Source organism: Streptomyces sp. R302 (assembly GCF_012927245.1).
Classification (GTDB): domain Bacteria; phylum Actinomycetota; class Actinomycetes; order Streptomycetales; family Streptomycetaceae; genus Streptomyces.
Genome location: NZ_JABBGE010000004.1, coordinates 106,277 through 125,617, shown reverse-complemented (window position 1 = coordinate 125,617; position 19,341 = coordinate 106,277). Strand labels below are relative to the sequence as shown.

13 protein-coding genes and 1 pseudogene are annotated in these 19,341 nt (G+C 71.6%); 8 read left to right on the top strand and 6 right to left on the bottom strand.

The features are described from left to right. The first annotated feature begins 24 nt into the window (after positions 1 to 24). A complete protein-coding gene (locus HHL19_RS13640) occupies positions 25 to 1,362 on the top strand; it encodes a condensation domain-containing protein (protein WP_169089176.1) in 1,338 nt (445 codons plus the stop codon). Positions 1,363 to 1,495: 133 nt separating this feature from the next. On the opposite strand, the gene HHL19_RS13635 is transcribed toward HHL19_RS13640, so the two are convergent. Beyond that, complete coding sequence (locus tag HHL19_RS13635) at positions 1,496 to 2,644, bottom strand: ATP-grasp domain-containing protein (protein WP_240981595.1); 1,149 nt, start codon at positions 2,642 to 2,644, stop codon at positions 1,496 to 1,498. A gap of 382 nt (positions 2,645 to 3,026) precedes the next feature. Between HHL19_RS13635 and HHL19_RS13630 the strand changes: the two are divergent. Next, positions 3,027 to 4,144, top strand: a pseudogene (locus HHL19_RS13630) (IS30 family transposase). Positions 4,145 to 4,214: 70 nt separating this feature from the next. Here the strand turns inward: HHL19_RS13630 and acnA are convergent. Continuing rightward, positions 4,215 to 6,929, bottom strand: coding sequence for an aconitate hydratase AcnA (gene acnA / locus HHL19_RS13625; protein ID WP_169089172.1), 2,715 nt, complete (start codon positions 6,927 to 6,929; stop codon positions 4,215 to 4,217). A gap of 286 nt (positions 6,930 to 7,215) precedes the next feature. Between acnA and HHL19_RS13620 the strand changes: the two genes are divergently transcribed. From HHL19_RS13620 to HHL19_RS13605, 4 genes are all read left to right on the top strand, one after another. Then, positions 7,216 to 7,575, top strand: a complete 360-nt coding sequence (locus HHL19_RS13620) for a VOC family protein (RefSeq protein ID WP_169089170.1) — start codon at positions 7,216 to 7,218, stop codon at positions 7,573 to 7,575. Between the two features lie 96 nt (positions 7,576 to 7,671). Continuing rightward, positions 7,672 to 9,201, top strand: a complete 1,530-nt coding sequence (locus tag HHL19_RS13615) for a UDP-N-acetylglucosamine 1-carboxyvinyltransferase (protein WP_169089168.1) — start codon at positions 7,672 to 7,674, stop codon at positions 9,199 to 9,201. Positions 9,202 to 9,366: 165 nt separating this feature from the next. After that, positions 9,367 to 9,537: a hypothetical protein gene (locus HHL19_RS13610; RefSeq protein ID WP_169089166.1), complete on the top strand. Its 171-nt coding sequence runs from the start codon at positions 9,367 to 9,369 to the stop codon at positions 9,535 to 9,537. A gap of 100 nt (positions 9,538 to 9,637) precedes the next feature. Then, positions 9,638 to 10,435, top strand: a complete 798-nt coding sequence (locus HHL19_RS13605) for a helix-turn-helix transcriptional regulator (RefSeq protein ID WP_169089164.1) — start codon at positions 9,638 to 9,640, stop codon at positions 10,433 to 10,435. Positions 10,436 to 10,457: 22 nt separating this feature from the next. Here the strand turns inward: HHL19_RS13605 and HHL19_RS13600 are convergent, their stop codons facing one another. Then, positions 10,458 to 11,444 carry a helix-turn-helix transcriptional regulator gene (locus HHL19_RS13600; RefSeq protein ID WP_169089163.1) on the bottom strand — a complete coding sequence of 329 codons (987 nt, stop codon included), beginning with the start codon at positions 11,442 to 11,444 and terminating at the stop codon, positions 10,458 to 10,460. Between the two features lie 359 nt (positions 11,445 to 11,803). Between HHL19_RS13600 and HHL19_RS13595 the strand changes: the two genes are divergently transcribed. Together HHL19_RS13595 and HHL19_RS13590 are read left to right on the top strand one after the other, a co-directional pair. Then, the gene (locus HHL19_RS13595) at positions 11,804 to 12,589 is read left to right on the top strand and encodes a BTAD domain-containing putative transcriptional regulator (RefSeq protein ID WP_206325943.1); all 786 of its coding nucleotides are present in this window, start codon (positions 11,804 to 11,806) and stop codon (positions 12,587 to 12,589) included. After that, positions 12,586 to 13,101, top strand: a complete 516-nt coding sequence (locus HHL19_RS13590) for a hypothetical protein (RefSeq protein WP_240981594.1) — start codon at positions 12,586 to 12,588, stop codon at positions 13,099 to 13,101. The genes HHL19_RS13595 and HHL19_RS13590 overlap by 4 nt, the downstream gene beginning before the upstream one ends. On the opposite strand, the gene HHL19_RS13585 is transcribed toward HHL19_RS13590, so the two are convergent. Genes HHL19_RS13585 through HHL19_RS13575 form a run of 3 tightly spaced genes read right to left on the bottom strand, consistent with a single transcriptional unit; the run spans position 13,074 to position 19,120 of the window. Continuing rightward, a complete protein-coding gene (locus HHL19_RS13585) occupies positions 13,074 to 14,030 on the bottom strand; it encodes an LLM class flavin-dependent oxidoreductase (RefSeq protein ID WP_169089161.1) in 957 nt (318 codons plus the stop codon). The genes HHL19_RS13590 and HHL19_RS13585 overlap by 28 nt on opposite strands. A gap of 45 nt (positions 14,031 to 14,075) precedes the next feature. Continuing rightward, positions 14,076 to 16,895: a type 2 lanthipeptide synthetase LanM gene (lanM, locus tag HHL19_RS13580; protein WP_169089159.1), complete on the bottom strand. Its 2,820-nt coding sequence runs from the start codon at positions 16,893 to 16,895 to the stop codon at positions 14,076 to 14,078. Then, positions 16,892 to 19,120, bottom strand: a complete 2,229-nt coding sequence (locus HHL19_RS13575) for a peptidase domain-containing ABC transporter (RefSeq protein ID WP_169089157.1) — start codon at positions 19,118 to 19,120, stop codon at positions 16,892 to 16,894. The genes lanM and HHL19_RS13575 overlap by 4 nt, the downstream gene beginning before the upstream one ends. Positions 19,121 to 19,341: the final 221 nt, after the last annotated feature.

The window sequence follows — 19,341 nt, the reverse complement described above, 5'->3', positions numbered from 1 at the left end:
ACTGGACCTGGAAAGGCACTTCCCGTGACCGAGCAGCAGCCACCCGCCCTCTCCACCGCGCGGGTCTTCGCCGCCAACGCCTCACAGCACCGCCTCGTGATCCACCCGCGCCGGTCGGCCGCGGACGGCATGTTCAACGTGCTGACCCGGCTGCGGCTGACCGGCCCGCTGGACACCGACCGGCTGGAGCGCGCGCTGCGCCGCCTCGCCGTCCGTCACGCGGTGCTGCGCAGCACCTTCGCGCTCCACGGCGGCCGGGCCGTGCAGATCGTGCACGCCGACCCCCACCCCGACCTCTTCCGGACGGTCGACCAGGACAGCCTCCCGGCGGGCGCGGCCGACGAGAGCCCGGTCGACGCCCTGGCCGTACGGCTCCAGGGCACCTCCCTGTCGCTGGACCACGGCCCGGTCTTCCAGTGCACCCTGGTGCGTGTGGCCGAGGACGAGCACGAGCTCTTCCTGGTGTTGGACCACATCGTGATCGACGAGCGGTCCAAGGGGATCCTCATCAGGGACCTGCGGGCGTCCTACGCCGACCCCGACGCGGAGCCGGCCCCGGCGCCGCAGCTCCACGAGGTCCCCCCGCGCGACGAGGTGTCGGCGGAGGATCTCGACTACTGGACCCGGCGCCTCACTCCGCTGTCCCCGCGCCCGCTGCCGGACGTCTCCCTCCGGCAGGACCCCGACGCCTTCACCGCCGGCGTGGTGCACTTCACCCTGCCCGCCGCCACCACGGCCGCGCTGGACCGCACCGCCGCCGCGCACCGGGCCACCCCGTTCGCCGTGATGCTCGCCGTCTACTACGCCGTGCTGTGGGACTGGACGGGCACCGCCGACACCACCATGTTCGTGCCCACTGATACCCGCAGCGAGGAGGAGCACTTCGACGCCGTCGGCTTCTTCCAGACCGCCACCTTCATGCGCTACGAGGTGCGCCCCGAGGAGTCGTTCGCCACCCTGCTGGACGGCGTCAAGCGCATGGCCGCCGCCGCCCACGCCCGCCGCCACGTCCCGATGCTGCAGATCCTGGACGCCCTGGGCCTCGAGTACGGCGACCTGCGCCACCCGGTCTACCAGACCGGGTTCACGTACGCGTCCAGCGACGTCGACAACGGCTGGCAGCTGGACGGCATCCGGGTCGAGAACGTGCTGAGCTACCCCACGGTGGCCCAGATCGAGCTGCTGTTCGAGGTCATGCGCTCCCCCGGCATGTACCGCTGCGAGGTCGTCCACGCCCTCGGCGCGGTCGACCGCGAGGCCGCCGAGGACTTCGCCCGCCGCTTCCAGTCCGTCCTCGCCGCCGCCGCAGAGGACCCGACCCGCACGGTCTCGGCCCTGACGGGACGCACCCTCACTCGCTGAGCACGATCCCCCCCCCCCCCCCCCCCCCCCCCCCCCCCCCCCCCCCCCCCCCCCCCCGGACCTTCAGGCGCTCGTCACGGCCGGGGCCGAGGGCGCGCGACCTGTCGTCCGGCGCCCCGGCCCGTCGGGTGCCTCAGGGCGTCAGCGGGGTGATGTCCGTGATGACCTTCTCCTCGGCGAGATCGAGGATGTGCGTGGTCGCGGCCTCGTCGGCGGCGACCGCCACCAGGGCCGCGAGCCGCGGAATGGGGTTCTTCGGCGGCAGGAGCAGCCGCGTTCCCGGCCCGGCGAGCGCGGTCGTGTACGCGACCCCGGGCAGGCCCTCGACATTGCCGAGGTCGACCTCGCGGACCGTGCAGTCGTACGGCGGGTAGACGAAGCGGATCTCCGCCGTGCCGCCCGGCTCCCGGCCTTCCGCGCCCAGCTCGGGAGAGCGGCCGAGGGCGATCTCGGCGGCGGCCTTCACCAGGTCGATCCCGGTGGCCATGCGGCTGATCAGGGGGATCAGGTCACCTCCGAGCCGGGCGTTCAGCTCGATCAGCCGGGGGCCGTCGGCGGTCAGCCTGACCTCGGCGTGCGTGACGCCGAAGTCCACCTCCAGGGTGCGGTGCGCGCTTTCGACGAGCTCGGCGACCTCCGGGGGCAGGGACCCCGTCACGTCCGCCGTGACCAGGTGTCCCACCTCTTCGAAGTACGGCGGGAACCCCACGCGCTTCCGGGCGACGTGGACGCACCGTACGTTCCCCTCGAAGACCACGCTGTCCACGCTGATCTCGGGACCGTCGAGGAACTCCTCCACCAGGATGCCCTCACCGGCCGGCAGCGTCGCGTACGCGGCCCCCGAGGCCAGCTCGAACGCCGCGCGCACGGCGCTCTCGTCCTCGGCCTTCACCACACCGATGCTGCCGGCCAGCGAGCGCGGCTTCACCACCACCGGAAAGCCGAACTCCGCCGCGGTGGCGGCCGCTTCGTCGGCCGAGGAGGTCAGCCGGTACCTCGGCGACGGCAGCCCGGCCTCCCGCATGAGCGACCTGGTCGCGTACTTGTCGCGGCAACGTGTCACCGCGGCCACCGAGGTGTGCGGCAGCCCCAGCGCCTCGGCGGCCCGGGCGGTCGCCTCCAGCACCAGCTCGTCCCAGGTGAAGACGCCCGTGCTGCCGCCGGCCGGGGTGAGTTCGGTCACCGCGGCGGCTATCGCCTCGGGATCGGTGCAATCGACGACGCGGTAATCGGTCAGGTACGGAGCCTGCCAGGTGGGTTCCGCCGGGAGAACTGCCGTCAACTCGTAGTCCGCGACAAGGGATTGGAAGGAATACTCCCGATAAGCCTGTCCCCCGCTTCCGACGATCGTGAGACGCGGCTTCTCTCGCTGTGCCATTGCGTGTGCTCCTCCGTCGCTCTGCCGTGCTGCCCCCGATATCGGTCGACCGGTTCAGGAAAGGGTGCGGAATGGATGAGTTCCCGGCCGTCCCGAGCCCGTACTCGGGGGTGTTCATGCCACGATCCACCAAGATCGCTGCGGAATCCATACCTTCCTGCGCCGCATACACGAGGGTCGCCTCCACCGGCATCGCGAGGGCCCTTTCGGCATGAGACGGAAAACGCCCCGCCAGGCCGGACCTAGGTTCTCGTGGTCGTCGCAACACCCCAGCTCAAGGGGTGCGATGGAATTCAAGATCCGGGAGAGCCGGAAGCCGCAGGGCTCGAAGAAACTGACGCGTGAGCGGGAGGCATACTTCCTGCTCATGCGTCAGGGCGTGAGCAACACCGAGGCCTGCCGGATCCTCGGCATCAACCGTCGAACCGGCAAGCGATGGCGCCACGGAACCAATCCGACCGGGAACAAGAAGGGGGCACCGCCCGCCGTGCGGCCGGCGGCGCCCCCGTCCGGTCCGTCGCGCTACCTGCGTGAAGCGGACCGCATCCACATCGCCGACCGGTTGCGCGAGAAGGCGTCCGTCCGTCAGATCGCCGCAGAACTCGGCCGCAGCCCCTCCACCATCAGCCGCGAGACACGCCGCAACGGCGCTCTCTGGCGCGGGACCGACTGGACCTACCGCCCCTTCGCGGCCCAGCGCCGAGCAGACCAGCGTCGACCCCGCCCCAAGCCCGGCAAGATCGGCCAGAATCCCGAGCTGCGGGACTTCATCCAGGACCACCTGACCAAGCGGTGGAGCCCCGAGCAGATCTGCCAGGCTCTGCGGACCGCCTTCCCCGACCGGCCGGAGATGCACGTGGTCCACGAGACGATCTACCAGGCCCTCTACGTCCAGGGCCGTGGAGAACTCCGCCGCGAGCTCGCACGCGCGCTTCGCACCGGGCGAGCCATACGCAAGCCCCGACGCCAGGCCCAGCAACGCCGGCCGCGCTACGCACACCCCATGGTCATGAACAGCGAACGTCCGGCCGAAGCCGCCGACCGGGCCGTCCCAGGCCACTGGGAGGGCGACCTGATCATCAGCAAGGACAACGCCTCCGCCATCGGCACCCTCGTCGAGCGGAGCACCCGCTACCTCATGCTGGTCCACCTGCCTGACGGCCGTGCCACCGACCGTGTCCGCGACGCCCTGGTCGAGACCGTCAGCCGCCTGCCCCGTCACCTCAAGCGGTCCTTGACCTGGGATCAAGGCAGCGAGATGGGCCGCCACCACGAGTTCACGGCCGCGGCCGACGTGCCGGTCTACTTCTGCGACCCCGCCAGCCCCTGGCAGCACGCAAAACGCTCGGCTGGGAAACCCCAGCCGAGCGCCTGCACAAACTGCTCGCCACCACACGTCAGTGATCACGTGTTGCGACGATCCCTGGAATCCGCCGGAACCTGACGGGGCGCTTTGCGCGAGACTGTCCGGGCTCTAGCCGCGGATCAGGTTGCGCAGCACGTACTGCATGATGCCGCCGTTGCGGTAGTAGTCCGCCTCGCCGGGGGTGTCGATGCGGACGACCGCGTCGAACTCGACACCGGTGTCGGTGGTGACCTTCACCGTGCTGGGGGTGGTGCCCTCGTTCAGCTCGGTGATGCCGGCGATGGAGAAGGTCTCCTCGCCGGTCAGGCCCAGCGAGTCGGCCGACTGGCCGGCCGGGAACTGGAGCGGGAGGACGCCCATGCCGATGAGGTTCGAGCGGTGGATGCGCTCGTACGACTCGGTGATGACGGCCTTGACGCCGAGGAGCGCGGTGCCCTTGGCGGCCCAGTCGCGGGACGAGCCGGAGCCGTACTCCTTGCCGCCCAGGATGACCAGCGGGACGCCGGCGGCCTGGTAGTTCTGCGAGGCGTCGTAGATGAACGACACCGGGCCGTCCGCCTGGGTGAAGTCGCGGGTGAAGCCGCCCTCGGTGCCCGGCGCGATCTGGTTGCGCAGGCGGATGTTGGCGAAGGTGCCGCGGATCATGACCTCGTGGTTGCCTCGGCGCGAGCCGTAGGAGTTGAAGTCACGACGCTCCACACCGTGCTCGGTGAGGTACTTGCCGGCCGGGGTGTCGGCCTTGATGGCACCGGCCGGGGAGATGTGGTCGGTGGTGACCGAGTCGCCGAGCTTCGCGAGCACGCGGGCGCCCGTGATGTCGGTGACCGGGGTGGTCTCCATCGTCATGCCCTCGAAGTACGGGGGCTTGCGGACGTAGGTCGACTCGGCGTCCCACTCGAAGGTGTTGCCGGTCGGGATCGACAGCGCCTGCCACTGGGCGTCGCCGGCGAAGACGTCCTGGTAGGACTTGGCGAACATGTCCTCGCCGATCGCGTTGGCGACGACGTCGTTGACCTCGGACTCCGACGGCCAGATGTCCTTGAGGAAGACCGGGTTGCCCTCGGTGTCGACACCGAGCGCGTCCTTGGTGATGTCCACCTTCATGGAGCCCGCGATGGCGTACGCGACGACCAGCGGCGGGGAGGCCAGGTAGTTCATCTTGACGTCGGGGTTGATGCGGCCCTCGAAGTTGCGGTTGCCCGAGAGGACCGAGGTCACGGCCAGGTCGTGCTCGTTGACGGCCTTGGAGACCTCCTCCGGCAGCGGGCCGGAGTTGCCGATGCAGGTGGTGCAGCCGTAGCCGACGAGGTTGAAGCCGACCTTGTCGAGGTACGGGGTGAGGCCCGCCTTGTCGAAGTAGTCGGTGACGACCTTCGAGCCCGGGGCGAGGGTGGTCTTGACCCACGGCTTGCGGGTCAGGCCCTTCTCCACGGCCTTCTTCGCGACGAGCGCGGCGGCGACCATGACGTACGGGTTCGACGTGTTGGTGCAGGAGGTGATGGCCGCGACCGTCACCGCACCGTGGTCGATCGTGTAGGTGGTGCCGTCGGGGGCGGTCACCTCGACCGGGTTCGACGGGACGCTGCCCGAGACGGCCGGGGCGTCGGAGGCCGGGAAGGACTCCTCGCCGGCCTCGTCGGCGGTGGCGACGTAGTTGCGCACGTCCTGGGCGAACTGCTCGGCGGCGTTCGCGAGGACGATGCGGTCCTGCGGGCGCTTCGGGCCGGCGATCGACGGGACGACCGTGGAGAGGTCGAGCTCCAGCTTCTCGGAGAAGTCGGGCTCGGCGGCCGGGTCGAGCCAGAGGCCCTGCTCCTTGGCGTACGCCTCGACGAGCGCGACCTGCTGCTCGGAGCGGCCGGTGAGCTTGAGGTAGTTCAGGGTCTCGTCGTCGATCGGGAAGACCGCGGCGGTGGAGCCGAACTCGGGCGACATGTTGCCGATGGTGGCGCGGTTCGCGAGGGAGGTGGCGGCGACGCCCTCACCGTAGAACTCGACGAACTTGCCGACGACGCCGTGCTTGCGCAGCATCTCGGTGATGGTGAGCACCAGGTCGGTGGCGGTGGTGCCGGTGGGCAGCTCGCCGGTCAGCTTGAAGCCGACGACGCGCGGGATGAGCATGGAGACCGGCTGGCCGAGCATGGCGGCCTCGGCCTCGATGCCGCCGACGCCCCAGCCGAGCACACCGAGGCCGTTGACCATGGTGGTGTGGGAGTCGGTGCCGACGAGGGTGTCGGGGTACGCCTGGCCGTTGCGGACCATGACGGTGCGGGCCAGGTGCTCGATGTTCACCTGGTGGACGATGCCGGTGCCCGGGGGGACGACCTTGAAGTCGTCGAAGGCGGTCTGGCCCCAGCGCAGGAACTGGTAGCGCTCCTTGTTGCGGCCGTACTCCAGCTCGACGTTCTGCGCGAAGGCGTCGTTGGTGCCGAACTTGTCGGCGATGACGGAGTGGTCGATGACCATCTCGGCCGGGGAGAGCGGGTTGATCTTCGCCGGGTCGCCGCCGAGCGCGGCGACGGCCTCGCGCATGGTGGCGAGGTCGACGACACAGGGGACACCGGTGAAGTCCTGCATGATCACGCGCGCCGGCGTGAACTGGATCTCCTGGCTCGGCTGGGCCTGCGAGTCCCAGCTGCCGAGGGCCCGGATGTGGTCGGCGGTGATGTTCGCGCCGTCCTCGGTGCGGAGCAGGTTCTCCAGGAGGACCTTCAGGCTGTAAGGGAGGCGCGCGGAGCCCTCGACCTTGTCCAGCTTGAAGATCTCGTACGACTCGTCGCCCACGCGCAGCGTGCTGCGGGCGTCGAAGCTGTTCGCCGACACGACAGTCTCCTTCATCAATGTGCGCGTACTACCGTCATGCTGCCGCCACGGCATCTCGCCGATCCGCTAAGGTAAGGCTAAGTTAGGTAACCCTTACCGGGGAGGCGGCCGCAGTGCGCCGTCAGCAGTTATCTCGATGTCGAGATAACTCTAGTGCATCCCCGGCCATCGGTCATGCCCGGACCACCCCCGATCTCGCGTGGCGCTCGACGCCGGGACGAGGCCGCCCCACCCGTCCGGACGCGCACGCCTTGCCGCGCCCCCCGGCCGCGCCGACGATCGGCACATGTTCAGCGGCGCGCACATCACCCTCTACAGCCGAGACGCGGAGGCCGACCGGGCCTTCATCAGGGACGTCCTCGGCTTCCCGCACGTGGACGCGGGACGGGGGTGGCTGATCTTCCGGCTGCCGCCCGCCGAGATCGCGGTCCACCCCGCCGAGGAGGGCGGGACCGGGCCCGAGGTCTACCTGATGTGCGAGGACCTCGCCGGCACGCTCGCGGAGCTCGACGACAAGGGCGTGGAGATCTCACGCGCCGTCACCGACGAGCAGTGGGGGCGGCTCGCGGCGGTACGGCTCCCCAGCGGCGCCGAGCTGCCGCTCTACGAGCCGCGACACCCCACCGCTCTCGGCCATCCCAGCTGACCCAAATCGGTCATATATCCCCATACGTAACGACACGTCACCCGGATGCCACACCTCAATGATCGCCACATCTCATATCTGAGATAACGTGACGGCATGGCAGACGACTACCTCGTACGCATCGGCAAGCTCATCCGTGACGCACGGCAGCACCGCGGCTGGACCCAGACGCAGCTCGCCGAGGCCCTGGCCACCAGTCAGAGCGCCGTCAACCGGATCGAACGCGGCAACCAGAACATCAGCCTTGAGATGATCGCCCGCATCGGCGAGGCGCTCGACAGCGAGATCGTGTCCCTGGGCTACGCCGGCCCCATGCACCTGCGCGTCGTCGGCCGCCGCCGGCTCTCCGGCTCCATCGACGTCAAGACCAGCAAGAACGCCTGCGTCGCGCTGCTCTGCGCCACCCTCCTCAACAAGGGCCGCACGGTACTGCGCCGGGTGGCGCGGATCGAGGAGGTCTTCCGCCTCCTCGAAGTCCTCAACTCCATCGGCGTCCGCACCCGCTGGATCAACGACGGCGTGGACCTGGAGATCGCGCCGCCGGCCGAGCTGGACATGGAGTCCATCGACGCCGAGGCCGCCATCCGCACCCGCTCCATCATCATGTTCCTCGGCCCGCTGCTGCACCGCCTGGACCGCTTCAAGCTGCCGTACGCCGGCGGCTGCGACCTCGGTACGCGCACGATCGAGCCGCACATGATCGCGCTGCGCCGCTTCGGCCTGGACATCACCGCCACCGAGGGCCTCTACCACGCCCAGGTCGAGCAGGCCGTCTCCCCCGACCGCCCGATCGTCCTGACCGAGCGCGGCGACACCGTCACCGAGAACGCGCTCCTGGCCGCCGCCCGCCACGACGGCGTCACCGTCATCCGCAACGCCTCCTCCAACTACATGGTCCAGGACCTGTGCTTCTTCCTGGAGGCCCTCGGCGTCCGCGTCGACGGCGTCGGCACCACCACCCTCACCGTGCACGGCGTCCCGGAGATCGACGTCGACGTCGACTACTCCCCCTCCGAGGACCCGGTCGAGGCGATGAGCCTCCTCGCCGCGGCCGTCGTCACCGAGTCCGAGCTGACGATCCGCCGGGTCCCGATCGAGTTCCTGGAGATCGAGCTCGCGGTCCTGGAGGAGATGGGCCTCGACCACGACCGCTCCGCCGAGTACCCCGCCGACAACGGCCGCACCCGCCTGGTCGACCTGACGGTCCGCCCCTCCAAGCTGGAGGCGCCGATCGACAAGATCCACCCGATGCCCTTCCCGGGGCTCAACATCGACAACGTCCCCTTCTTCGCGGCGATCGCGGCCACCGCCCAGGGCCAGACCCTCATCCACGACTGGGTCTACGACAACCGCGCCATCTACCTCACCGACCTCAACCGCCTCGGCGGCCGCCTCCAGCTCCTCGACCCCCACCGCGTCCTGGTCGAGGGCCCCACCCGCTGGCGCGCCGCCGAGATGATGTGCCCGCCCGCCCTCCGCCCCGCCGTCGTCGTCCTCCTCGCCATGATGGCCGCCGAAGGCACCTCGGTCCTCCGCAACGTCTACGTCATCAACCGCGGCTACGAGGACCTGGCGGAACGCCTCAACTCGATCGGCGCGCAGATCGAGATCTTCAGGGACATCTAGCGTGCCGGGTGGTTGGCAGGATCGTGCACGGTGCCGAGGCAGGAGCGTGCCAACCGGGGGCCTGTGGGGGAAGGGGGATCGCTGGGATGCTTCCGACGTGGTCGGGGATCTCGTCCCGGGCACTTCCGAGGATTCGGCGCCCGCGCGTCGAGGAGGGGAAGAACCATGATGCGTACCGTCATCGGCAGGGCCGCCCTGGGGATCGCGGCGGCGGTGCTGACCGTGTCGGCGACGGCGGGGGCCGGCGGCGGCGTCGTCCTGGCGGAGGACCGGTGTCTCGGCGCCCCGGCCGTGTGCGGGCCGGTCAACGGCTGGCAGGAGACCCCGGACGACTGAACCCGGGCCGCGAGGGCCTGTCCGGTGGTCCGGGTGCGTGCGCCGCGCCCGGACCACCGCTTCTCCATACTCGTCACCGACCGACTGTGGAGCGCCACCGATGGACCGCATGCAGTTCCTGGGAGTCACGCCGGCGGAGGAGGAGACGTATCGGCATCTGTTGAGACATCCCGGCAGCAGTGTCGAGGACGTCGTGGCCGCGCGCTGGCAGCCGCGCGGGGCCGGTGCCGACGTCGTGCGGCGGCTCAAGGACCTCGGGGCCGTCGTCGAGGACGACGGCGCGCTGTGGCCGGAGAAGCCGGAGCTGGTGGTGGGGCGGTTGGCGGAGCGGCTGTTGACCGAGTTGCACACCATTACGCGGGGGCTCGCTCAGGTGTATCCGATGGTGCGCTCCCTGCAGGACGAGGCCGCCGCGGGGAGGCGGAGCGAAGAGGTCGACGCGCCGGCGGAGGACGGCAGGACGGTGGAGCGGATCACCGATGCCGCCGCGCTGCGCGCCCGGGTGGAGGAGCTCGCCCTGGGCGCCCGCTCCGAGGTCCTCGCGGGCGGGCTCTGCGAGGAGACCGGGCTCGGGCCCCCGTGGGTGACGGTGCGGCTGTGCCTGGGGATGCTGGAGCGCGGTGTCACCGTACGGCTCCTGGTGTGGCGGTCCGCGCTCGACGCCCCCGCGGTCGTCGCGCAGTTGCGCCGGCTGGCCGGTGCGGGCGCGCGGGTGCGGGTGCTGCCCTCCTCCGAGGGGCCGATGGTGGTGTACGACGGCCGGACCGTGCTCGTTCCGGTGGTGCCCTCGGACATCGGCAAGGGTGCGTTCGTGACGGGGGAACCCGGCATGGTGAACATGGTCGTCAATCATTTCGAGCGTCTTTGGGCGGACGCCCGGGAGTTCGGGGGCGGGTGACGGACGGGGCCGGCTCCTGTCCTCACACCCAGCCTCGTTCGCGGGCCAGCAGGGCCGCGTGGGCGCGGTTCTCCGCGCCGAGGATCCGCATCAGCTCCGATATGTGGCGGCGGTAGGTGCGCAGCGCTGCGCCGACCTGGCGGGCGCCGGTCTCGTCCTTGGCGACCGTGCACATCGCCCGGAGCACCTGCACCTGAAGGTCGGTCAGGCGGGGTTCGTCCGGGGCGCCGTCCCCGTGCCCGACCATCTCGGCGAACTCCGTGGCGCCCGCCCAGAGTCGTTCGAAGTTGTTGACGACGGCGGTGACGATCCCCTCCTCGCTGGAGCAGAGGGCCCCTCGGGAGGTGACCTTCGGGTCCACCGGGACCAGCGCGGTGTGGCGGTCGTAGACGATCATCAGCTCGCTCAGGTCGTCGAGCACCCGGATCCGGGCGCCGGCGGCGGTCAGTTCCTGGAGGTACGCGCGCGTGGTGTCGTCCGCCACCGCGGTGGCGCGGACCAGGCTGCGCAGGACGACGCCGCGGCGCAGGCAGCGCAGGTCCAGCTCGCGGGAGCGCTCGATGTTCTCCGGGGTGAGCGCGTCGTAGGGCTCGGAGGACAGGACTTCCGTTCGAGCAAAGAACGCCAGTTCGTCCAGCCGTTCGCGGATGGCCGGCAGCCCCATCAGCCGCTCCACCGGGGCCTGTTCGGCGTTCGAGCCGCGGTCGTGCGCCTCGCGTCTCAGGGCGTCCACGAGCGGGTTCAGGTCGGAGAGCGTGCGGATGGTGCTGTAGAACTCGTCCAGGCGCTGCTGGGCCAGCCGGTTGACCACCAGCTCCGGCTTGTGCGGCCACGCCCTGCCGCCGTCCTCGCGGATGACCTGCAGGTCCCGCAGGCGGCGCACCGCCGCGGCCGAGACGACCGGGTCCTGCCGTAACAGCACGTGCACGTCGTCGAGTTCGACCCCGGGGTTGCGCAACAGGTGCCGGTAGATCTCCTCTTCCGCCGCACTCAGGCCAAGGACCGCCATGTGGTACACGATCAAGAGGCACTCCGCGGGAGAAGGCAGGGGGGAGGGTCTGGCCAACGTGTGCTGCACGGATTGTAGAAGGTGCGTGCTCGAAGGGTAAAGGTTTCCCCATGAGTCACCAGGGACCACATCGTGAGACCCGCAGGAAACGGCCGGTCGGGCCGGATGCTGCACCGGGTTGGCCGGATGCGGCCATCGGGCCTGGTTCCTCCCCGCCTGAGGCACTGCCATATTCGGCCCCGAGGGAGGCGTGGTGCCGATCACACGCCGCCAGGGCACACGATGCCGTCGGCGGCGATCCCCGCTGGCCCGGGGCCGGTCCACGCCTCAGCACGCCACACGAGAGGTGACGGAGCCAGATGCTTTTCCGACTGCTGGGTCCTGTGAGAATCGCGGGCGGTGCCGAGATGCAGTCGGCCGCCCGCCGCGCCCTGCTCACCGCGCTGCTGCTGCGCCGGGGACAGTTCGTCGGCATGGGCGAGCTGACCGAACTGCTGTGGGACGAGCCGCCGAGCTCCGCCGTGGCCAACATCAGGAGCCACCTCACCGGGCTCCGCCGCGGCCTGGACTCCGCGCAGCCGGGGCTGAGCAAGCGGCTGACCACCAGCCGGGGCGCGGAGACCGGGTACGCCCTCACCGTCGACGCGGACGAACTCGACCTGTCGCGCTTCCTGGGGCTCGCCCGCCAGGGCCGGGAGCTCCTGGCCGCGGGCGACCACCCGACGGCGGTCGGCGTCCTGGACGAGGCCCTCGCCCTCTGGCGCGGCCCCTTCGGCCAGCGGCTCCCGGCCACCCGGTGGTTCCACGCGCACACCGTGGGCCTCAGCAACACCCGCTTCGAGGCCTGCCAGGACTTCTTCACCGCCTGTCTCCTCACCCACCGGACCGAGATGCTGGCGTACCGCATCGAGACGGTCCTCGCCGAGGCCCCCTACCGGCAGAAGCTGTGGCAGCTGCTCGCCGCCACCTACTGCGCGCAGGGCGACGTGGCCGGCGCGCTGGGCGTGGTCGAGCGATGCCAGTCCGTCTTCGCCGACGAACTGGGCCTGGACGTCCCGCCCGGCGTCGAGGCCATCCGGGCCGCCGCGCTGTCCTGGGACACCGACCGGGCGCACCGCCTGGTGGCCGAGATGGCGCGCCGATGAGGGCGGGCGTCCGGCGGCGGCTGCTGTCGCTCGCGATCGGGGAACTGGTCAACGTCCCGCTGCAGACGGCCGTCTGGTTCGGTGTGGCCGGCGTGCCGACGACCGCCGCCAACCTCCTCGGGTTCGGGCTCGTCGTCCTGCTCCTGCTCGAAGGCACCGCGTACTGGACGGTCAAGCTCCGCGCCCTGTCCGCCGAGCCCGGCGCACCGCTGCCGGGCGCGGCCTGGTTCGCCGCCGCCCGGGTGGTGAACGTGGTGCTGCTCGGGCTCGGCGTTCCGCTGACCGCGCTCATGGTGGCCGTGGATCCCGGCACCGGGAGCGTCCCGGGCCTGCTGTTCGCCCTCTTCGCCGTCCTGGAGCACGTCAACTACTTCCACACCCAACTGATGTACAGCACCCCCGAGGACCGGCGCAGCCGCCGCGTGAACGGCCGGCGCCGGGCCCATCTGGCCCGCGACCTGGAGCGGGCCCGGCAGGGTTCCTCTCAGGGCGCGGCCTTCAGGAGTTCGTAGAGGTCGGACGCGGCGGCCCGGGGTCCGTGCACCGCGGCGACCCCGGTGACGTTGAGGACCACCTCGTCCACGCCGATCGCCCGGTAGGCGTCCAGCTTCCGGTGGATCTCCTCGGCCGTCCCGTAGAGGAAGATCCCGCCGTCCACCAGGGCGCGGACGTCGTCGGGCCCGCCGTCGCCGGTGATCCGGATCCCGGCGCGCCGCAGGGCGGCCTGGTAGTGGGGGAACTGGATGTGCCCCCCGACGGTCGCCCGCAGCAGTTTCGCCATGTCCCGGTCGGGGCCGGCCAGCGCCACCGGGACGTACGCGGTGACCTTGGCCGGCTGCTCCGGGCGCCGCTCCTTCGCGCCCCGCAGCGCCGGGATCAGGAACTCCTCCAGGTAGGCCGCCGAGGCCATCCAGGTGATGGCCACGTCGGCCAGTTCTCCGGCGAGTCCGGCCATCCGCTCCCGCAGGACGCCCAGGCCCAGTGACACCTCCGGCTTGTGGAACGGCAGGAGCTGCGCCTTGGCGGAGAAGATCTCCCCCTCGCGGTCGCTGATCCCGCCGTCGAGGAGGTCCCGGACGATGGTGAGGTACTCCCGGCAGGCGGTGAGCTGGCTGGGGTAGGGCCGTCCCATGGCGCAGGTCTGCGCGGCGAGCGAGCCCGGCCCGTAGCCGGCCACCACCTCGTGCCCGGTGGCCAGGGCCACCGAACGGGCCTCGACCGCCGCGTTGTACGGCGAGCGGTAGGGCATCAGGGAGACGCCGAACCCGGCGGGCACCCTGATCCCCGCGCCGGCCAGCCAGTTCACGATCTGGTGGCTCTCCAGGACGAGGCCCTGCCCCTGCCACAGCCGGGCCGCGCCGCCCCATTTGACGAGGTTGGCGAAGGGGATCACCTGCTCGGGGCGGGTGGCGTTGACGGGGAGGAGGATCGAGTGCCGCATCCCGGCAGCCCTTTCGACGAGGGGGAACGGAGGACAGGCGGGCGGTCAGCGCCGGGGAGGCGCGGACAGTTCCAGCGGCAGGCGCAGTCCGGCCGGGTCGGCGCCGCCGAGGAGGGAGTCGAGCATCAGGTCGGTGTCGCCCACGCCGGCCCAGCCGAGCATGTAGCCGATCAGCGAGGTCCGGCCGGCCGCGCCGGTGAACCAGCCGTCCTCGCGGATCCGGCCGAGGACCTCGCCCTGATGGGCGGCGGCCCGCTCGTAGAGGTCCGGCCGTCCCAGGGTGCGGCCCGCGCCGATCAGGGCCTGGACGACGCCGCTGCTGCCGTGGCAGGCGGACAGGTCCACCGCGCGGCCGGCCGGCAGGGCGGTCGCCCGGCCGAGCAGTTCGGCGAGGCGGGGCCCGGTCAGCCAGTCCGCCCGGCCCGCCGCGGCGAGGATCTCCGAGCCGGCCAGGAGGAAGCCGGCGGCGCCCTTGCACCAGCCGTGCTCGTCCGGGAGGCCGTCCCGCTCCCAGCGGCCGATCAGCCAGTCCGCGGCCTCCTTGGCGGGGCGTTCGAGGCCCAGGACGGCGCCGGTGCGGGCGGCCGCCCAGCGCAGTCCGAGCTCGCCGTGGGCCAGGTCCGACCAGTGGGCCTCCCGGTCGAGGCCGAGGTGGGACAGGGTCAGGTCGGTCAGCCGCTCGACCGTGGCGGTGTCGGCGGGGAGGGCGGAGCCGTCGCGGCGGAGGCGGTCGAGGAGGACCATCAGCAGGCCGGCCGGGCCGTTGGCGAGGTCGGTCTCCAGCTCGCCTCGCGCCGCGCGCTCCTCCAGGGCCTCGATCAGGCCGGCGAGCCGCTCGGACTCGGTCGCCGGGTCCTCGGGGCGGACGAGGAGCAGCGAGGCGGCGCCCGTGAACACCGACTCGGGGCGCTGCAGCAGCGCCTCGCCGTACTTGGCGAGGAGGGTGGTGAGGCCGCGGTCGGCGCTGCCGGCCGGGCCCGCGAGGCTCTCGTCGCGGGCGGCGGCGCGGCCCAGGAAGGAGGCCACGCCGGCCGTGTCGTGGAAGGAGACGAAGTTGCCGGGGGTGATGGTGGAGGCGTCGCGGTCGGGGCCGATGCCGCCGACCCAGCCGCACTCCTCGCGGCCGTCGGGACCGGTGGCCGGGACGCGTACCTCGGCGATCCGGGCGGCGATCCCCCGCCACCAGGCGCCGGGACGGGCCTCGGCGAGCAGCTGCCCGCCGAAGACGCCGGAGGACGAGAGCCCGCCGGGGGTGTCCTCGCCGCACAGTTCGCCGAAGCACTCCTCCAGGAGGAAGTGGTGGTACGCGTCGCTGCGGGCCGCGTTGTGGGCGACGCCGCGCCGGGCGAAGCCGGACGCGGTCGCCGCGTACACCCCGGGCGTCGAGCCGGCGACCGTGCCGAGGGCGTCGGAGTCGCCGCGGGTGACGAAGTAGGGCACGTTGCCGACGCGCAGCGAGGCGCGTTCCTGCTCCGCGGCGAAGCGTTCCGCCTCCGGGGAGAGGTAGTCCTGGTGCATCTTCAGGAGTCCGAACAGCCGCTCGGCCTCCCGGGGGTCGGTGAGGTACTTCGGGTGGGTGGAGGCGTCGATGAAGCGTCCGTAGATCATCGTGGAGCGCAGCAGCAGCCGTACCGGCACCTCGGGACGCGCGTCGATGACGCGGGTGACGGCGCCGTCCCTGAGGGCGCGCAGGGCGGCGCGGCAGCCGGCGAGGATGGCGTCGAACCAGTCGGTGGCGGCCAGGTGCCGCTCGCCGAGCCGGGGCACGTTGTCGCCCTGCCGGTAGTTGAACGGCTCCCGGGACACCGCGATGGCGTCCGTTCCGGGGTCGCGGATCACGGCGCTGGTCATGGAGGACGGCTGGTCGCCGGCGACTCCGACGCCCGCCATGATGAAGTCGACCGGCGAGGTCGGGTTCACCATCGGTACGAGCATGGTGGAGGCGACGGACAGCTTGGTGTGGTTCATCAGCACGTCGGGGAGCTCGACGTCGCCGACCCCGGCGTCCGGCCGGAGCATGGTCTCGGTGTCGATGACGCACGGGTGCTCGCCGCGGGCCAGCAGGTTCTCGTCGTGCAGGTCGGTGGCGCCGATGGCACCGAAGAGCACCGCGAGCGCGCCGATCCGGTAGAAGTAGCGGCCGGGCTGGTCCGCCTCCTCCATGGGGGTGGGCACGGTGAACTCCTGCCAGCCGTGCGTGCCCACGGTCAGCGAGCGGGGGACGCAGCGGGACAGCGAGTGCTCCAGGTACGGGTCGACCGCCCGGTACACGTCGCGGACGAAGTCGTCGGCGGTGAGCGCCCGCGGCTTGAACACCAGCCGGGTGCCGTCGGCCAGATGGAGGATGTGCACCTGGCGGTTGTCGTTGTGCAGGTCGGAGCCGCTGGGCGAGATCGCGGACAGCAGCGCGCCGTCGCCGTCCGGCCCGGCGAGGAGGCCGGCCTCGGCGAGGAGCGGCCGGTCGTCGGCGAAGGCGGTGAGGAACTCGCGGTACGCGTCGAGGGAGTTCGCCAGCATCGTCGTCAACCGGCCCTGGAGGACCGGGTACTTCTCCAGCAGGGCGGCCGGGACGCCGGGCTCCTCCAGGTGGGCGGTGAAGCGGCGCAGGGCGGTGTCGGCGCCGGACTCCATCGGCAGGCCGAGGCCTTCGCGGAAGGTGTGGAACTCGCCGATGAGCGCCCGGTAGGACTGGGTCTCCACCATCCGCAGCAGGGCGTCGTGGGCCTGGTCCACCACGGTGTCGCGGCGGTCCGGGGCGGCGGCCCGCAGCAGCGGTTCGCGGAGTTCCCGGTCGACCGCGGCGCGGGGGGCCACGTGGGTGTAGAAGGGGAGGAAGGCCTCGACGGCCACCGCGCTCTCGCTCATGCCCCGGCACCTCCTGCCAGCAGTTCGGCCGTCCGGCCGGTTCCCTCGGCCCGCAGGCCGGTTCCGTCGGTGATCGGACCGTCGTCCTCGGCCGTGAGGCCGTTCTCCTCGGCCGTCGCCGCGTACAGCTCGCGGTACACGCTGCCTCCGTCCATGAGTTCTGAATGTGTTCCTTGCTCGACGATCCGGCCCTGGTCGAACACGTAGATGAGGTCGGCGGACTCGACGGTCGACAGACGGTGCGCGATGACGATCTGGGTGGCGCCGATGCTCTCGATCAGCCGGGTCACCCGGCGTTCGTTGACGGTGTCCAGGGAGGCCGTGGCCTCGTCCATGACGAGGATGGACGGCCGCTGCAGGAGGGTCCGTACGATGGCGAGCCGCTGCCGCTGCCCGCCGGAGAAGTTGGAGCCCATCTCGGCGACCAGGGTGTGCAGGCCCATCGGCAGGTCGTCGAGGAAGTCCAGGATGCCGACGTCGCGGCAGAACTCCCGGACCGTCTCCTCGGGGACGTCCTGGCCCAGGGTGAGGTTCTCCAGGATCGACCGGTTGTGCAGGTGGACCTCCTGCGGGATGTAGCCGATCACCCGGCGCAGGGAGTCCCGGTCGTACGCGGCGGCGTCCCGGCCGCCGAAGCGCACGGCGCCGGTGGTGGGTTCGTGGAGCCCGCAGACGATCCGGGCGAGGGTGCTCTTGCCCGACCCGGACGCGCCGACCAGGGCGACGCGGGCGCCGGCCGGGATGTCCATGGTGACCTCGCGGACCACCGGTTCGCTGTGCCGGGTGTAGCGGAAGGACACCCGGTCCAGCTCGACCGAGGGGGACGGCAGTTCCTTCAGCTCGCCGCCGGGGCCCTCGGGCTCGGTGCGGGTGATGTCGCTCAGCCGGGACATGTAGCGGCTGGTCTCGGTGAACTCGGCGTACGCCTGGAAGACCGAGGTGGAGATCGCGAAGTAGGTGGCGGAGACGGTCTGCACCGCGATCGCCCCGCCGATGGTGATGGTCCCGCGGCCGACGAAGTACAGGCTGGCGAGCAGCAGCAGCAGCGGCCCGAACATCTGGATGGTGGCCGCCACTCCGGACACCCGGCCCTGCTGCAGCCGCATCCGCGCCTTCATCGCCTCCAGCGAGTCGGCGTAGGTCTCGCGCCAGGTCTCCAGGTACTGGTCGGCGTAGCCGCCCATCTTGATGGTCGGGATGGAGACGATGGCGTCCAGTTGCAGCGACTGGCTCCGGCCGAGGTGGGTGAGCTCCATGTCGACGGCTTCGAGGACCCGCTGCCGGGTGGTGGCGAGATAGCCGGCGTTGGCCGCCACCAGGGCGAGCGCGATCAGGCCGAGCCGCCATTCGGCGTGCAGCAGGTAGCCGCTGACGCAGACCATGGTGCCGATGTCGAGGACGCCCTGGGCCACCCGGGAGGAGAGCATGTCGCGGACGGCGTTGACGCTGCCGAGGCGGAAGAGCAGCTCGCCGGGCTGACGGGTGGTGAAGAACCGGTACGGCAGCGAGAGCAGCCGGCCGAACGCGTGGTCCATCAGGTGCCGTCCGACCACCGCCACCAGCGAGGACAGCAGCACGATCCGCAGCAGGTGCAGCAGGTAGTAGCCGAGCGCGGCGCCGGCCACCATGCCGATGACCCACAGGTGGTCGCCGAGCTCGGTCCAGCCGGAGAACCGGTCCACGGACCACTCGGTGAGCAGCGGGATCCCGAGGACCGCGGCGTAGGCGGCCAGGGAGAGGACGCCGACTCCGGCCATCCGGCCTCCCGCGCCCCGGGGCAGCAGGGGCATCGTCCGCCAGTCGGCGAAGGGCCGGCGGCGCAGCCGGCGGAACTCGGGCCCGGGTTCGGCGGTGACGACGACGCCGCTGAAGTGCTCGGCGAGTTCGTCGCGGGTCAGCCGGCGGCGGCCGACGGCCGGGTCCATGACGACGGCCCGCTCGCCGTCGAAGCTCTCCAGGACGACGAAGTGGTGGTCGTCCCAGAAGAGGATCACGGGCGAGGTGAAGCGGGTGAGCGCGGCGACGCCGCGGGCGCTCAGCAGGCGGCTGCGCATGCCGCGGGACTCCAGGAACCGCGACAGCTGGCGGGCGCTCAGGCCGTCCCGTCCCGCGTCCATGTCCTCCCGCACCTCGGAGACGCCCTCGTCCCGCCCGTGGTAGCGGAGCAGGGACACGCAGCAGCAGAGTCCGCACTCGGTCTGGGCGACCTGGGTGACGGCCGGCACGCGTCGTGCGGTCCGACGTGATTCCGGGCGAACGCCCATGGTGACCGCACCTCCGGGTCGTGGGATGTCGGGTGGAAAGAGGGAGTGGGAAGAGGGGGGTGGGAAGAGGCGGGGGGGGGGAAGCGGGGGGTGTGCGTGGTCGGGACGTCGGACGGGGCGAAGACCGGGGGGTCGGGGCCGGGGTCGTGGGACCTCGGTCCCGCCCGCCCCGCCCCGTCCGA